The organism is Formosa sp. Hel3_A1_48 (genome assembly GCF_001735715.1).
Lineage (GTDB): Bacteria > Bacteroidota > Bacteroidia > Flavobacteriales > Flavobacteriaceae > UBA3537.
In genome coordinates this window covers 1,305,457-1,319,454 of sequence record NZ_CP017259.1, presented here as the reverse complement: position 1 = coordinate 1,319,454, position 13,998 = coordinate 1,305,457, and the positions used below count along the sequence as shown (strand labels likewise).

Sequence of the window (13,998 nt, the reverse complement as noted above, 5' to 3'; positions counted from 1 at the left end):
GTAATGAAAAACCAGCATTTACTTACTGTTAAAAACCTAAACATTTCCTTCAAAAAGAATGATGCTCAATACAGCGCCCTGCACGGTATTAATTTTGACGTTCATAAAAATGAAATTTTAGGTCTAGTAGGAGAATCCGGTAGTGGCAAATCTATTACCGCTTTGGCTATAATGAGATTGCTTCACAATGCTATAATTGAAGGTGCAATTGTTTTTGATGGCTTAGATTTGAACAAGGCATCAAAGAAAGAAATTGAACGCATTAGAGGTAAAAAAATCAGTATGGTTTTTCAAGAACCTATGAGCGCACTGAACCCCTCAATGAAGTGTGGCACACAAGTAAGCGAAGTTCTTTTGCAACATGAAACAATAACTGAAGCTGAAGCCAACACAGAAGTTATTCGTCTATTTGAGCAGGTAAAAATTCCACTTCCAAACCAAGCGTTTAACAAATACCCTCACGAACTTTCTGGAGGTCAGCAACAACGCATTATGATAGCAATGGCAGTCGCTTGTAAACCCGACTTGTTAATAGCGGACGAGCCTACAACAGCACTAGACGTGACTGTTCAAAAGAAGATTATTTCCCTGATTAAAGAGCTTCAGAAAGAGACAGAAATGAGTGTCATTTTTATTAGTCATGATCTTGCTTTAGTTTCTGAAATTGCAAAACGAACACTAGTGATGTACAAAGGGAAAATAGTAGAACAAGGCCTTACTAAAAGTGTATTTAAGGCTCCAAAAAACGAGTACACCAAAGCCTTAATTTCTGCTCGGCCGTCCCTTAATGTGCGCTTAAAAGAACTGCCAACGGTTGCCTCGATTTTGGCTAATGCAAACGCATCCAAAGAGATTTCAAAAGCCGATCGGGCTAAAAAGCATACCCAATTGTACAACAGCGCCCCACTCTTAGAGGTTATCAATCTTGAAAAAACCTATTACAGCAAAATTGGGTTCTTAAAAAAACCTGTAGCTTTTAAAGCAGTCCATAAGGTGAGTTTTAAGCTTTATGAAGGAGAAATATTAGGGCTTGTTGGAGAGTCTGGATGTGGAAAATCAACATTAGGAAAAACCATTTTACAACTTGATAAAGCAACTGCTGGAACTGTTTTTTACAGAGGAAAAGACCTCTGTAAAATGACCTCTAAAGAAATTCGCACATTAAGAAAAGAAATTCAAATCATTTTCCAAGACCCTTTTGCATCACTCAATCCTAGATTGACCGTAGGTGCAGCAATTATGGAGCCCATGAAAATTCATAAACTGTACAATAACAGCTCTGAACGCAAATTAAAGACACTGGAGCTCCTAGAAAAAGTTGGGCTGGAAGCTTCCTCTTTTGATCGCTACCCGCATGAGTTTTCAGGCGGTCAGCGCCAACGTATTGGCATTGCACGAACTATAGCCGTTGAACCAAAATTAATTTTATGTGATGAGTCCGTATCAGCTCTAGACATTTCTGTACAGGCCCAAGTTTTGAATTTGCTCAACACCCTCAAGGAAGATTTTGGATTCACCTACATTTTTATTTCACATGATTTAGCTGTTGTGAAATATATGGCCGATCAACTGCTGGTCATGAACAAGGGTGAGATTGTAGAGCAGGGCGAGGCCGATGAAGTTTATAACTCCCCAAAAAACGCCTACACAAAGCGGCTGATTGACGCTATTCCAAAAGGGTTATAAATCCATTTCAGGAATTTCACCATCAATAATAACATGCCCATCAGTAGCTTCTAGAATAGTTTCAACCGACACCCCTGGTGCGCGTTCAAGAAGTTTAAATCCTTTGGAGGTAACCTCCAGAACAGCCAAATTTGTGACTATCTTTTTCACACAATTAACTCCTGTAAGAGGAAGGGTACACCGCTTCAAAAGTTTGGAGGCGCCTTTTTTATTGGTATGCATCATAGCAACAATTATATTGTCAGCACTTGCCACTAAGTCCATAGCACCGCCCATGCCTTTAACTAAACGACCAGGGATTTTCCAATTGGCAATGTCCCCATTTTCAGCCACTTCCATGGCCCCCAAAATAGTTAAATCGACGTGCTGCCCTCTGATCATTGAAAAACTCATGGCCGAATCAAAAAAACTAGCTCCATCCAAGGCAGTGATGGTTTGTTTTCCCGCATTGATTAAATCCGCATCTTCTTCTCCATCAAAAGGGAAAGGACCCATACCCAAAATTCCATTTTCACTCTGAAACTCAACCTCAATATCATCGCGAACAAAATTCGCAACAAGGGTTGGAATACCGATGCCTAAATTGACATAGTATCCATTTTTAACTTCTTTTGCAATACGTTTTGCAATTCCATTTTTGTCTAACATAGCATTCTGGTTTTAATTTTTTGGGGTAATTGTTCGTTGCTCTATGCGCTTCTCGTAATCTTTACCCTGAAATATGCGTTGAACAAAGATTCCTGGAATATGAATTTGATTTGGATCTAATGTGCCTACGGGTACTAATTCTTCGACTTCCGCAACAGTAATAGTTGCTGCCCCACACATATTCGGGTTAAAGTTTCGAGCCGTTCCTTTGAAAATTAAATTTCCTGCTGCGTCACCTTTCCATGCTTTGACAAAAGAAAAATCGGCCTTAAATGCATGTTCTAAAACATACATTTTCCCATCAAATTCACGGGTTTCTTTTCCCTCTGCAACTTCAGTGCCAAAGCCAGCAGGGGTAAATACTGCTGGGAAGCCCGCTTGAGCCGCGCGACAACGCTCTGCTAATGTCCCTTGAGGGATAAGCTCAACATCAAGTTCTCCTGAAAGCATTTGACGCTCAAATTCATCATTTTCTCCAACATATGAAGATACCATTTTTTTAATTTGATGTTTTTGTAATAAAAGACCAAGTCCAAAATCATCTACCCCAGCATTGTTGGAAATACATGTAAGATTGTTGACATTCATGGCAACTAATTCAGCAATAGCATTTTCGGGTATTCCACACAATCCGAAACCTCCTAAGAGTAAGGTCATCCCGCTTTCAACCCCCATCAATGCTTGTTGTACATTTTCTACTTTTTTATTAATCATAAGCGTGTTTTTTTTACCTTATTAAAAGTCAATTTCTGGTATAATTAGCTCTTGGGCTGGCATTTCCTCTTCATCGGAAAGAGTTGTATCACATTCCGTTTCAATAGAAAGTTGTTCTGGTTTTTCAAATTCTTCTTTTGAAATTTCAAGGTCTTCTATAGCATAACATCCTTTCATAAAATTTGCCCAAATAGGCAACGCCATAGAGGCGCCTTGACCATAGGTGATGCTCTTAAAATGTATTGCGCGATCTTCTCCTCCTACCCAAACACCAGTAACTAAGTTAGGGACCATACCCATAAACCAGCCATCACTATGGTTCTGTGTAGTTCCGGTTTTCCCCGCAATTGGATTGTCAAATTGATAGGGGTACCCTGTTATAATTTCTTTGTAGACGGCTTGATTTTTGGCAAAATCGTGGCGCAAACGCTGACCAGAGCCAAACTTTGTAACCCCTTCCATCAAGTTAACCGCCACATAAGCAACCTCTTCACTTAGAACATCTTTGGTTTGAGGAGAAAACTGATAGAGCAGTGTCCCGTTTTTATCTTCAATATGGGTTACCATGACCGGGTTTGTATACACCCCTTTATTTGCGAAGGTTGAATAGGCTGCCACCATTTCATAAACACTCAAATCGGGCGTCCCAAGTGCAATAGATGGAACCGCTGGAATTCTTTGTTCTACCCCAAGATTCTTTGCTAAATCGATTACAGGCTGAGGGCCAATTTCGTTCATCAACCGCGCAGTAATTGTATTTCTAGAATTGGCCAAAGCAGATTTTAAGGTTTCGAAACCAGCATAATTTTTACTGGAATTTTTTGGGGCCCAAGGCTTTATATTTCCATATTTAAACGCTGGAATAGTAATTTGCGCTTTTGGAAAAGTGTCGCAGGGAGAAAGCTGTAATTGATCTATAGCTGCAGCATAAACAAATGGCTTGAATGTAGAGCCCACTTGTCGTTTCCCTTGTTTTACCATATCGTATTGAAAATGCTTGTAGTTAAACCCACCTACCCAGGCCTTTACAAAACCGGTTTGTGGTTCCATAGACATCATCCCTGCCCTTAAGAAAAATTTATAATAACGCATTGAGTCCATTGGCGTTAGTATAGTATCGATTTCATTATTGGGCGCTGTCCAAGAGAAGATCCGCATTTTTGTAGGCTTATCAAATGAAGCAATAATTTCTCGTACTGGTTTTTTAAGATCATACCGCATTTTTCGCCAACGCTCTGATCGCTTCATCCCTAGCTTAAGCAGCCTTTCTATTTCTTCATCCTCAAGGTCTAAAAACGGAGCTGTCGGATTGCGACGGGGTGTGTTTTGCACAAAAAATTCGGCCTGTAAGGCTTTCATGTGTTCTGTGACGGATTGCTCTGCTAGGAATTGCATTCTAGAATCGATTGTCGTATAAATTTTAAGTCCGTCCTTGTAGATGTTGTATTTTTCGCCATTGGGCTTAACATTTTCGCTTTTGTTAATCCAGTCTTTTAAAAAGGTTTTTAAATACGCTCTAAAATAAGTAGCAATACCTTCGCGGTGCGACTCTGGCGTGTAATTTAAATCTAATGGGGTTTGTTGTAAGGAATCCTTGACTGTTTGAGTGATAAATCCGTACTTCTCCATTTGTGAAAGCACGACATTTCGTCGGTTTTTTGTTCCAACAGGATTACGCTCTGGACGGGGATTATACAAGGAAGAATTTTTGAACATCCCTACCAACATCGCTGATTCTTTTAAATTAAGAGCTGAAGGTTCCTTTCCAAAATAAATTCGAGCAGCACTTCGAATCCCATCAGCGTTATTTCCAAAGTCGTAAATATTAAAATATTGAGCTATAATCTCCTCTTTGGTGTACTGTTTTTCGAGGCGTGTTGCGATGACCCATTCTTTAATTTTTTGAGTAATTCGCCCAAATGTATTTCTTGAACCTTCTCCATGAAAAAGCTGCTTGGCAAGCTGTTGTGAAATTGTACTTGCACCACCACCTTGGCCAAACTTAAATAATGCTCTTAAAGTTCCACGAGCATCTATTCCTGCATGATCAAAATAACGAATATCTTCAGTCGCAATAAGGGCGTCTACTAAGTGTTTTGGAAGCTCTTTAAAACTGACTGGCGTACGGTTGTCTTCGTAGTAAAATTTCCCAAGTGTAACGCCGTCCGATGAAATTACCTCAGTTGCTAAATTTGTTCTGGGGTTTTCAAGTGCAGTATGGTCGGGCATAAAGCCAAATGTACCGAAAGAAGCCAAAAGGAAAATAACAGGAATCAAACTTATTCCGCAAATAAATAAGAGCCAAAACCAGCGCTTTTGCTTTGAAAAATTTGTTTTCTTATTTGTTCTTTTCTTTGCCATTAATAATTAATCCAAGTTTTCTATACTAAACCCTACATCCAAAACTCCTTCTAAAGATTTCAGCCCAGAGACTTTGTTCAGTGCGCGCATTGCTTGACGTATACTGATCGTATAATCTCCAATTTCGGAAAACACAAAAGGGTTTTGATGTCCTTTATACCAAAGTTTGTGTTCCTTAATAAACATTAGACCATCCCCCAACATAGAACCGTCTGGTCTTGCCATTTGGTATTCTAAAGTGTCTTTTTGCAGCTTGCCGTTAGGGTACTTTAAATCGACTATAAGATACAAATTACTGTATTTATAGTCCTCAGATGTTCTGATTTTAAAAAATAGATTATGTTTTTTAATACTATCCGTTATTGTGAAATCGTAAGAAATAAGCTCGTCTTTCCCCCAATTACCATCAATTGAAGTGTAATGATCAAAAGTTGAGTTTCGATTACAAGAAGCCATCAAAACAATAACTAAAATGCCATATATAGGTCTAATTCGCATTCTTTTTAGACTTCGTAGAATTATTTTTTTGTGCGCGTTCATTTCGAGGCTTTCGTTTATTGCTGCGTTTTCTTTTTCTATTATTTGGATTACCTTTGGGGCGATCAAAGCGTGTTAAGCTGTCTTGTCCAACAACGTTTTCAAAATCGACTTTAGTATCAGTTGTAGCGGAAAGATCAAGAGCGTATTCTTCTAAACTCGATACTTTTTGCCCCGATTTGTTAGAGTCAATTATAGCATTGGCTTGCTCAGTAGTTAAGGTGAACCAATTCATCCACTCTTCTTCGTAAGCATACCACATAATGCCTTTAAAAATATCCGTTTTTTGACAAACTGCAGTTCCTTTTTCTGTCTTTAGTTTGACCGTTGTTTTTGGGAAAGATTGAAGTGCATCTAAATAGGCATCTAATTCATAATTTAAACAGCATTTTAGCTTTCCACATTGCCCTGCTAATTTTAAAGGATTTAAAGACAATTGTTGGTAGCGCGCGGCAGAGGTGCTTACCGATCTAAAATCAGTAAGCCATGTTGAGCAGCACAGCTCGCGGCCGCATGAGCCAATTCCGCCAAGTCTAGCAGCTTCTTGGCGCAAACCGACTTGCCTCATTTCAATCCGGATTCTGAACTCTCTAGCGTAAACCTTAATAAGCTCTCTAAAATCAACTCGCGCATCTGCAGTGTAATAAAACGTTGCTTTGCTTCCATCCCCTTGAAATTCAATATCAGAGATTTTCATGTCTAGCCTCAAATCAATAGCAAACTGTCGTGCTTTAACTTGCATCGCCTCTTCTTTATCTCTACACTGTATCCAAGTGTCGATGTCCCTTTGAGTTGCTTTACGGAAAATTTTTAATATTTTTTCTGCGGTCTCTGGTATTTTTTTACGCTTCATCTGTACCTTTACCAACTCCCCTGTTAAAGTCACCATACCAACATCGTGTCCAGACTCAGCTTCTGTTGCAACCACATCTCCAATACTTAATGTGAGCTTCTCAGTGTTTTTGTAGTACTGCTTACGCCCATTTTTGAAGCGGACTTCAATCCAGTTGAATGGCTGAGCACCATTTGGTAAACTCATGTTTGAAAGCCAATCAAATACGGTGAGTTTGTTGCAGGAATCTGTGCCGCAAGTCCCGTTGTTTTTGCATCCTTTTGGCTGGCCATTTTTACTTGTTGCGCAACTTGCACACCCCATATTGCTTTATATTATGACTGTTTGTGTCAAAAACACAAACAATTATTTATTAATTCAATCGATAGGTAAATATAAGCTTATTTAGGAACTTAAAAAAGATTGATATTACACAAAACCCTGTTTGAGTTAGGGCTGCTTCTGCAAGGTCTCAAAAATATTTCTGAGGTCTTTTTTGTATGGTAGATGATCCGCACGGCCTTTTTTGAAAATATCATTGCTATTACCTTGACCTTTGCGCAGCGCTTTTTGCTGTTCGTAGGGTAAGCGGTTGATCTCCATACAAGATGATGAACAACAATTTTCCATGGTTTCTTTACACGAATCGCATTGAATAAATAATAAGTGACATGCCTCGTTGGCACAATTTACATGAATATCTGCAGGCGCACCGCATTGATGACATTGTGCAATAACTTCATCAGAGATCTTTTCCGCTCGTCTTTGGTCGAATACGAAGTTTTTACCCAAAAACTTATTTTCCAACCCTAGAGTGCTGACTTGTCGGGCGTAATTTATAATTCCGCCCTCTAGCTGATAAACATTTTTAAACCCTTTGTGTTTGTAATAAGCACTGGCTTTTTCACAACGAATTCCTCCAGTGCAATACATCACAAGCTTTTTACTTTCTTTGTGCTCTTTGAGCTGATCTTCTATCAAATCAAGGGAGTCTCTAAATGTGTCTACGTCAGGAGTTACGGCGTTTTTAAAATGTCCTATTTCACTTTCGTAATGGTTGCGCATATCAACAAGAACCGTGTTTTCGTCTTCAATAAGTTCATTGAATTTTTCCGCATCAACATGTGTTCCAATGTCAGTCACATCAAATGTTTCATCGCTTAGTCCATCGGCGACAATTTTATTTCTCACTTTCACTTTCAACTTAAGGAAAGAAAACATGTCTTGTTCAATAGCGATGTTGAGCCGAACATGTTCAAGAAATGAAATAGTATCTAAATGAGCCTTAAAGACATTAAAGTTTTCTGCCGGCACGGATAACTGTGCATTAATTCCCTCGTGGGCAACATAAATCCGGCCTAGGACATCTATGGAGTTCCAAAATATAAACAAATGATTTCGAAGAAGTTCTGGGTTGCCAATTTTGGCATATTTGTAGAAAGAGATGGTAAGGCGATCTTTACCTGCCTTTTTTATAAGATCTGCTCTTTCATTATTGCTTAAGTTGTTGTACAGTTGCATGCTATACCTGAGTTTAAGTTAATGAATATATCAGCTACAAATGTAACACTTTTTATAATTGTCAAGGAAAGTGAAATGGTTTTGCAAATGGTTTATCAAAAAAACCGCACCTGGCGCGTTAAATTTATACAAAAAGCGTTTTTGAATACCGTGAATTTTGCAAAGAAATAGTATTTTAGCAAGACTAAAACAACCCTTAAAACATTAAAACATGAGCAACGAAAAAGAAGCAAAACTCAAAGCGCTAAAATTAACCCTAGACAAACTCGACAAAGCATACGGAAAAGGCACTGTAATGAAAATGAGTGATGCCCCTGTGGTTGATGTGGATGTTATTTCTTCTGGCTCATTGGGATTAGATCTTGCCTTAGGGGTTGGTGGATACCCCAAGGGACGTGTTGTAGAAATTTACGGACCAGAATCATCCGGAAAAACAACGCTTACTCTTCATGCTATTGCCGAGGCTCAAAAAGCAGGAGGGATTGCGGCATTCATTGATGCCGAACATGCCTTCGATCGATTTTATGCTCAAAACTTAGGTATTGACATTGATAACCTCATCATTTCACAGCCCGACAACGGAGAACAAGCTCTAGAGATTGCGGATAACCTAGTCCGTTCAGGGGCAATCGATATGATTGTTATTGATTCGGTTGCGGCGCTAACGCCAAAAAGTGAAATTGAGGGAGAAATGGGCGATTCAAAAATGGGGCTTCACGCTCGACTGATGTCTCAAGCACTTAGAAAACTTACAGGATCAATAAGTAAGACAAACTGTACCATGATTTTCATCAACCAATTGCGTGAAAAAATTGGGGTAATGTTTGGAAATCCAGAAACCACCACGGGGGGGAATGCCCTAAAATTTTACGCCTCTGTTCGTTTGGATATTAGGCGGTCGACCCAAATAAAGGACACGGACGGAACGGTTCGTGGGAACAAAACTCGGGTCAAAGTGGTAAAAAATAAAGTTGCTCCTCCATTCAAACTTGTGGAATTTGACATCATGTATGGTGAAGGAGTTTCTAAAGTTGGTGAAATCCTCGATCTTGCTGTTGATTTTGAAATTATCAAAAAAAGTGGGTCGTGGTTTAGCTATGACGAGACTAAACTAGGACAAGGACGCGATGCCGTTAAGCAAATGATAAAAGACAATCCAGACCTTATGGACGAGCTTGAAGAAAAAATTAAAACAGCCATCAAAGACGGGGTCTAAAACGACAGAAAATTAATTTATTCCCCTTTTAAAGAATTGAGCAGAAGGTCATAGACCGCACTGCTCATTTTTTTTGCAGCATCTTTACCATAATTTTTTGGGTGTAAAAAAGAATGCCCTATTGTTCTCATCCTCCCGGGGCTTCCGCTAAAAATAGTGTAGGATAATCTTTTTTTGTTATCTAGAAAACTGAGGGGGACTAATGGTAATTGATGGTCAACGGCCAAACGGAATGCCCCTAACTTAAAACGGTCTAAAACAACCGATTCTGGGGGGACACCTCCCTCTGGAAAAATACAAATACTTAGGCCACTTTCAATGCGCTTCTGGGCTCTCTTAAAAACGGCTTGCCTACTTTTAATATCCCCTCGGTCGACAAGGATACAAGTACGTTTGTAAAAAAAGCCAAACAATGGAATCCGAGCTAATTCTTTTTTCCCAACAAAGACAAATGGGTGGTTTTTTATTACAACAAACATCAACATGATATCCGTCATTGAGGTGTGGTTTGCTACAAAAATATAGCTCTGCCCTTTTTCTAATTCTTGTGCCCATTTTGTCTGCCAATAAAATCCCATCCCTAAAAGAATGCATTTAGACCAAACTCGGGCTAATCTGAAAAAGAAGGGGTACCAAGAAGATCTTAGTATGGAAATAAATAGTAAAGGAAATAAAACTACAATAGTCAAACCTACTAAAACATAGAACCAAACTCTATAAATTATCCAAAGCGGGTATTGTATTAACTTCATTAGCATCAAAACTAATAAAAATATTGAGCGATTAGGGCAAAAAAAGTACCTTTGTAGCAAAATCAAAGCACTAACAGCTACATGGCAAGAATTTTAACAGGGGTACAGAGTACAGGCACACCACATTTAGGAAATATTTTAGGAGCCATCATCCCTGCGATTGAGATGAGCAACAAACGTACAAATGATTCCTTTTTGTTTATTGCCGATTTACACTCGCTTACACAAATCAAAGACGCAGAAACACTAAGACAAAACACCTTATCCACAGCTGCAGCTTGGCTCGCCTGCGGCCTTGATATCAATACCACAGTTTTTTATAAGCAAAGCGATGTTCCTCAAGCTACGGAACTCGCATGGTATTTGAGTTGTTTTTTCCCCTTTTCCAGATTAGAATTGGCACATAGTTTTAAAGACAAAGCGAGTCGTTTAGAAGATATAAATGGCGGTTTGTTTAGCTATCCTATGCTCATGGCTGCCGATATTTTATTGTATGATGCTCATGTTATCCCTGTTGGAAAAGATCAGCTTCAACATATTGAAATGACTAGAGATGTCGCATCGCGATTTCACGCCAAAATGGGTGAGGCATTTGTTTTACCTAAAGCTAAAATTCAAGAGCAAACAAAACTCATCCCAGGAACAGATGGTCAAAAAATGAGTAAAAGCAAAAATAATGTCATTGATATTTTTCAAAATGACAAAAAGCTTCGTAAACAAATTATGTCTATCAAGACAGATAGCACTCCACTTGAAGAGCCTAAAGACTGGAATACCTGTAATTGCTTTGCTTTGTATGAGTTACTCGCTTCAGCTGAAGAAATTGCCGAGATGAAAAAAAATTACGAGGGCGGAAATTACGGATATGGTCATGCAAAACAAGCATTGTTTGACTTAATCTGTAAACAATTTTCTGACGAACGCGAACGCTATAACCACTATATAGCAAACCCTGAGGAAATAGCACAAGCCCTTGCCTTAGGGGCAGAAAAAGCAAAGGCTGTCGCAAACAAAGTTTTAAGTCGAGTACGGCAAAAACTGGGCTATTAAGCCAATTCAAATTCTTTTCCGGGAAGTGGGCGAACAGCCCCATTAAGTTCTAAATTCATCAATAAATAAGCTGCTTTAGAAGTTGGCATTTTACACTGCAATGCAATGAGATCTAAAGTTAGTCGCCCCTCTTTTTTTAGGCAATTATATATCTCTAACTCTTCTGGTTTCATATTAATGAACAGCTTTTTTTGAATAGGTTTTGCCTTTGTGCCAATTGACCAATTAAGTATGTATGCCACATCTGCTGGAGTTGATAGAAGATGGGCATTTTTTGTTTTTATTAAATTAAGGCAGCCAATACTTTGTGAATCATCAGTTCGCCCTGGAACTGCAAAGACTTCACGGTTGTAATCAAATGCTAAACGCGCAGTACTTAGGCTGCCTCCTTTTGCCCCAGATTCAATAACAATAGTAGCTTCGCTTAAACCGGCAATCAGGCGGTTTCGTCTCAAAAAATTAGAAGGATCAAAACTATCGGTACTCCAAAAATCACTAATAAACCCGCCATGAGATTCGACAGCATTGCGGTATTTTTTATGTCCTGAAGGATAAGTGTTATGAAGTCCTTGAGCCATACACCCTACGGTTTGCAAATTGTGTTTAAGTGCCGCTTTATGCGCCGTTATATCAGCACCGTAAGCAAACCCTGATACAACAATGGGGTTAAATACTGAAAGTTCATCAACTAAATCCTCGCATTGTTTTTTGCCGTAGCGTGTCAGTTTTCGTGACCCTACAATACTTATTACTGGCGATGCATTCCATTTAATGTTTCCTTTTTTGAATAACACTAAGGGGCCATCAATACAGTGTTTGAGCCGAAAAGGATAGTCTTCATCTTCAAAATAATTTGCTTGAATATTGTTTTTATTTATAAACTCTAGTTCTTGTTCCGCCAATTTTAAAGTTTTAGAATGACGTAGCGCATTGATAATTATAGCGCCTATTCCATCAATAGATTCAAGTTCTTTTTTCGAGGCTTTAAATACCGCCTCTGGTGTACCGCAATGTTGAATGAGTTTTTTGGCGGTAATATCGCCAATATGAGGAACAGCCTGAAGGGCCATGGCGTAATGTAATTTTGTAGGCTTCATTTGGGGGAAATTTAGACGTAAATATATAAAATCTGTGAGACAAACTTCTTCTTTAAGTCGGTGTGTAAATTCAAAAAAAATTTATACATTTGAGTTTATGCAATTAAGTCAATACATCAGCAATCTGCTTTACCGTTACGAGTGTGTCGTGGTGCCTGGTTTTGGTGCTTTCTTGACGCATAAAATTCCTGCAAGTATTCACCAGCCATCAAATACTTTTTACCCTCCAAAAAAACGCCTGTCTTTTAATGGACAATTGCAATCTAATGATGGTGTTTTGGCAAATCATATTGCTGAAAGTGAGCAAATTTCTTATGAAAACGCAATTGATAAAATTACCAAACAAGTGGTAAGCCTAGAACAGCGTCTGAAGAAAGATGAGACGGTAATTTTACCAAATATTGGCGAATTAAAAAGAACTAAGAAGGGGCAATTACTTTTTGAGCCTTACTACAGCATAAACTATTTAACTGAGTCCTTTGGACTGTCACCATTTGTCTCTCCAGAAATTTCAAAATTCTCCGACAACAAAGCGCCAATTGTATTAGCATCTAGAAAACAAAAGACACAAGTTCTTTTTAAGTATGCTGCGGTTGCAGTACTCATGCTGGGCTTGGGTGGGTTTTTTGGTTCAAATGCCTATTTGAAGCAAATAGAGCAGCAAAACATATTAGCCCAACAGAATGCTAATATTGCTTTAGACAACAAAATTCAAGAAGCTACATTTGTTTTGAGTAATCCTCTGCCCGCTGTGACTTTAGAACTTGAGAGATCTTTTGGAAGTTTTCATATTGTTGCAGGTGCGTTCCGCGTTGAGGCCAACAGTGAGCGTAAGCTTCGGCAGCTTAAACGCCTTGGGTTTAATGCCCGAAAAATTGGTCAAAATCGTTATGGTCTACATCAGGTTGTGTATGAAAGCTTCCGCACTCGTCCAGAAGCTGAACGAGCGCTTTACACTATTAAGCGTACACAAGACGCTGCTGCCTGGTTATTAATTAAAGAGGTCCTGTAATAAATTCTAGATATAATTCTATAATTGTACCTTTGTTTCATAGAACATTATACTATGACTGCAAAACACCCTTCCAATTCTAAAACCATTGTTACAGATCTGGTATTGCCCAGCGAAACAAATGCTATCAACACCCTTTTTGGGGGAGAACTATTGGCGCGTATGGATCGTGCCGCAAGTATTACAGCGCAGCGTCATTCTGAACAGATTGTAGTTACAGCTTCTGTAAATCACGTGGCCTTTAATCATGCCATTCCGCTGGGAAGTATTGTGACCATAGAAGCTAAAGTGTCGCGCGCATTCAATAGTTCTATGGAGGTATATCTGGACGTATGGTATACAGACAATAATTTTAATGCCCCAATAAAAGCAAATGAAGCTATTTTTACATTTGTGGCGGTAGACGAGCAAAGAAAGCCTGTTCGCATACCCGAACTAATCCCCGAAACGGATCAAGAAAAAAATCGTTTTGATGGAGCATTACGTCGCCGACAATTGAGCTTGGTGTTGGCTGGAAAAATTAAAGCTAAAGACGCAACAGAACTCAAAGCACTTTTTGAGAGCAAGTAAGC

At 39.0% G+C, this 13,998-nt stretch carries 13 protein-coding genes; 5 read left to right on the top strand and 8 right to left on the bottom strand.

Features of this window, described 5'->3' with window-relative positions:
• The first annotated feature begins 3 nt into the window (after positions 1 to 3).
• Entirely contained in the window at positions 4 to 1,686 is a 1,683-nt protein-coding gene (locus FORMA_RS06080; protein ID WP_069674821.1) for an ABC transporter ATP-binding protein, read from the top strand.
• Here the strand turns inward: FORMA_RS06080 and FORMA_RS06075 are convergent.
• The 6 genes from FORMA_RS06075 to trhO form a co-directional block, all read right to left on the bottom strand.
• On the bottom strand, positions 1,681 to 2,334 hold the full coding sequence (locus tag FORMA_RS06075) for a 3-oxoacid CoA-transferase subunit B (protein WP_069674820.1): 654 nt from the start codon (positions 2,332 to 2,334) through the stop codon (positions 1,681 to 1,683). The genes FORMA_RS06080 and FORMA_RS06075 overlap by 6 nt on opposite strands.
• A 12-nt stretch (positions 2,335 to 2,346) precedes the next feature.
• Positions 2,347 to 3,048, bottom strand: coding sequence for a CoA transferase subunit A (locus FORMA_RS06070; protein ID WP_069674819.1), 702 nt, complete (start codon positions 3,046 to 3,048; stop codon positions 2,347 to 2,349).
• A gap of 21 nt (positions 3,049 to 3,069) precedes the next feature.
• Positions 3,070 to 5,409 carry a penicillin-binding protein 1A gene (locus FORMA_RS06065; protein WP_069674818.1) on the bottom strand — a complete coding sequence of 780 codons (2,340 nt, stop codon included), beginning with the start codon at positions 5,407 to 5,409 and terminating at the stop codon, positions 3,070 to 3,072.
• 6 nt (positions 5,410 to 5,415) lie between these two features.
• The gene (locus tag FORMA_RS06060) at positions 5,416 to 5,907 is read right to left on the bottom strand and encodes a gliding motility lipoprotein GldH (RefSeq protein ID WP_069674817.1); all 492 of its coding nucleotides are present in this window, start codon (positions 5,905 to 5,907) and stop codon (positions 5,416 to 5,418) included.
• A complete protein-coding gene (locus tag FORMA_RS06055) occupies positions 5,897 to 7,102 on the bottom strand; it encodes a PSP1 domain-containing protein (RefSeq protein ID WP_069674816.1) in 1,206 nt (401 codons plus the stop codon). Before FORMA_RS06055 ends, FORMA_RS06060 begins: the two co-directional genes overlap by 11 nt.
• A gap of 126 nt (positions 7,103 to 7,228) precedes the next feature.
• Entirely contained in the window at positions 7,229 to 8,299 is a 1,071-nt protein-coding gene (gene trhO, locus FORMA_RS06050; protein ID WP_069674815.1) for an oxygen-dependent tRNA uridine(34) hydroxylase TrhO, read from the bottom strand.
• A 211-nt stretch (positions 8,300 to 8,510) separates the two neighbouring features.
• Between trhO and recA the strand changes: the two genes are divergently transcribed.
• Entirely contained in the window at positions 8,511 to 9,515 is a 1,005-nt protein-coding gene (gene recA, locus FORMA_RS06045) for a recombinase RecA (protein ID WP_069674814.1), read from the top strand.
• Positions 9,516 to 9,532: 17 nt separating this feature from the next.
• Here recA and FORMA_RS06040 read toward each other — a convergent pair whose 3' ends face one another.
• Positions 9,533 to 10,267: a lysophospholipid acyltransferase family protein gene (locus FORMA_RS06040; RefSeq protein ID WP_069675464.1), complete on the bottom strand. Its 735-nt coding sequence runs from the start codon at positions 10,265 to 10,267 to the stop codon at positions 9,533 to 9,535.
• An 81-nt stretch (positions 10,268 to 10,348) separates the two neighbouring features.
• On the opposite strand from FORMA_RS06040, the gene trpS reads away from it, so the two are divergent.
• A complete protein-coding gene (gene trpS, locus FORMA_RS06035) occupies positions 10,349 to 11,317 on the top strand; it encodes a tryptophan--tRNA ligase (RefSeq protein ID WP_069674813.1) in 969 nt (322 codons plus the stop codon).
• Here trpS and dprA read toward each other — a convergent pair.
• Complete coding sequence (gene dprA, locus FORMA_RS06030; RefSeq protein ID WP_069674812.1) at positions 11,314 to 12,414, bottom strand: DNA-processing protein DprA; 1,101 nt, start codon at positions 12,412 to 12,414, stop codon at positions 11,314 to 11,316. The genes trpS and dprA overlap by 4 nt on opposite strands.
• Positions 12,415 to 12,511: 97 nt before the next feature.
• Here dprA and FORMA_RS06025 point away from each other — a divergent pair, with 97 nt between their 5' ends.
• Together FORMA_RS06025 and FORMA_RS06020 are read left to right on the top strand one after the other, a co-directional pair.
• Positions 12,512 to 13,426: an SPOR domain-containing protein gene (locus tag FORMA_RS06025; protein ID WP_069674811.1), complete on the top strand. Its 915-nt coding sequence runs from the start codon at positions 12,512 to 12,514 to the stop codon at positions 13,424 to 13,426.
• Positions 13,427 to 13,480: 54 nt separating this feature from the next.
• On the top strand, positions 13,481 to 13,996 hold the full coding sequence (locus FORMA_RS06020) for an acyl-CoA thioesterase (protein WP_069674810.1): 516 nt from the start codon (positions 13,481 to 13,483) through the stop codon (positions 13,994 to 13,996).
• Positions 13,997 to 13,998: the final 2 nt, after the last annotated feature.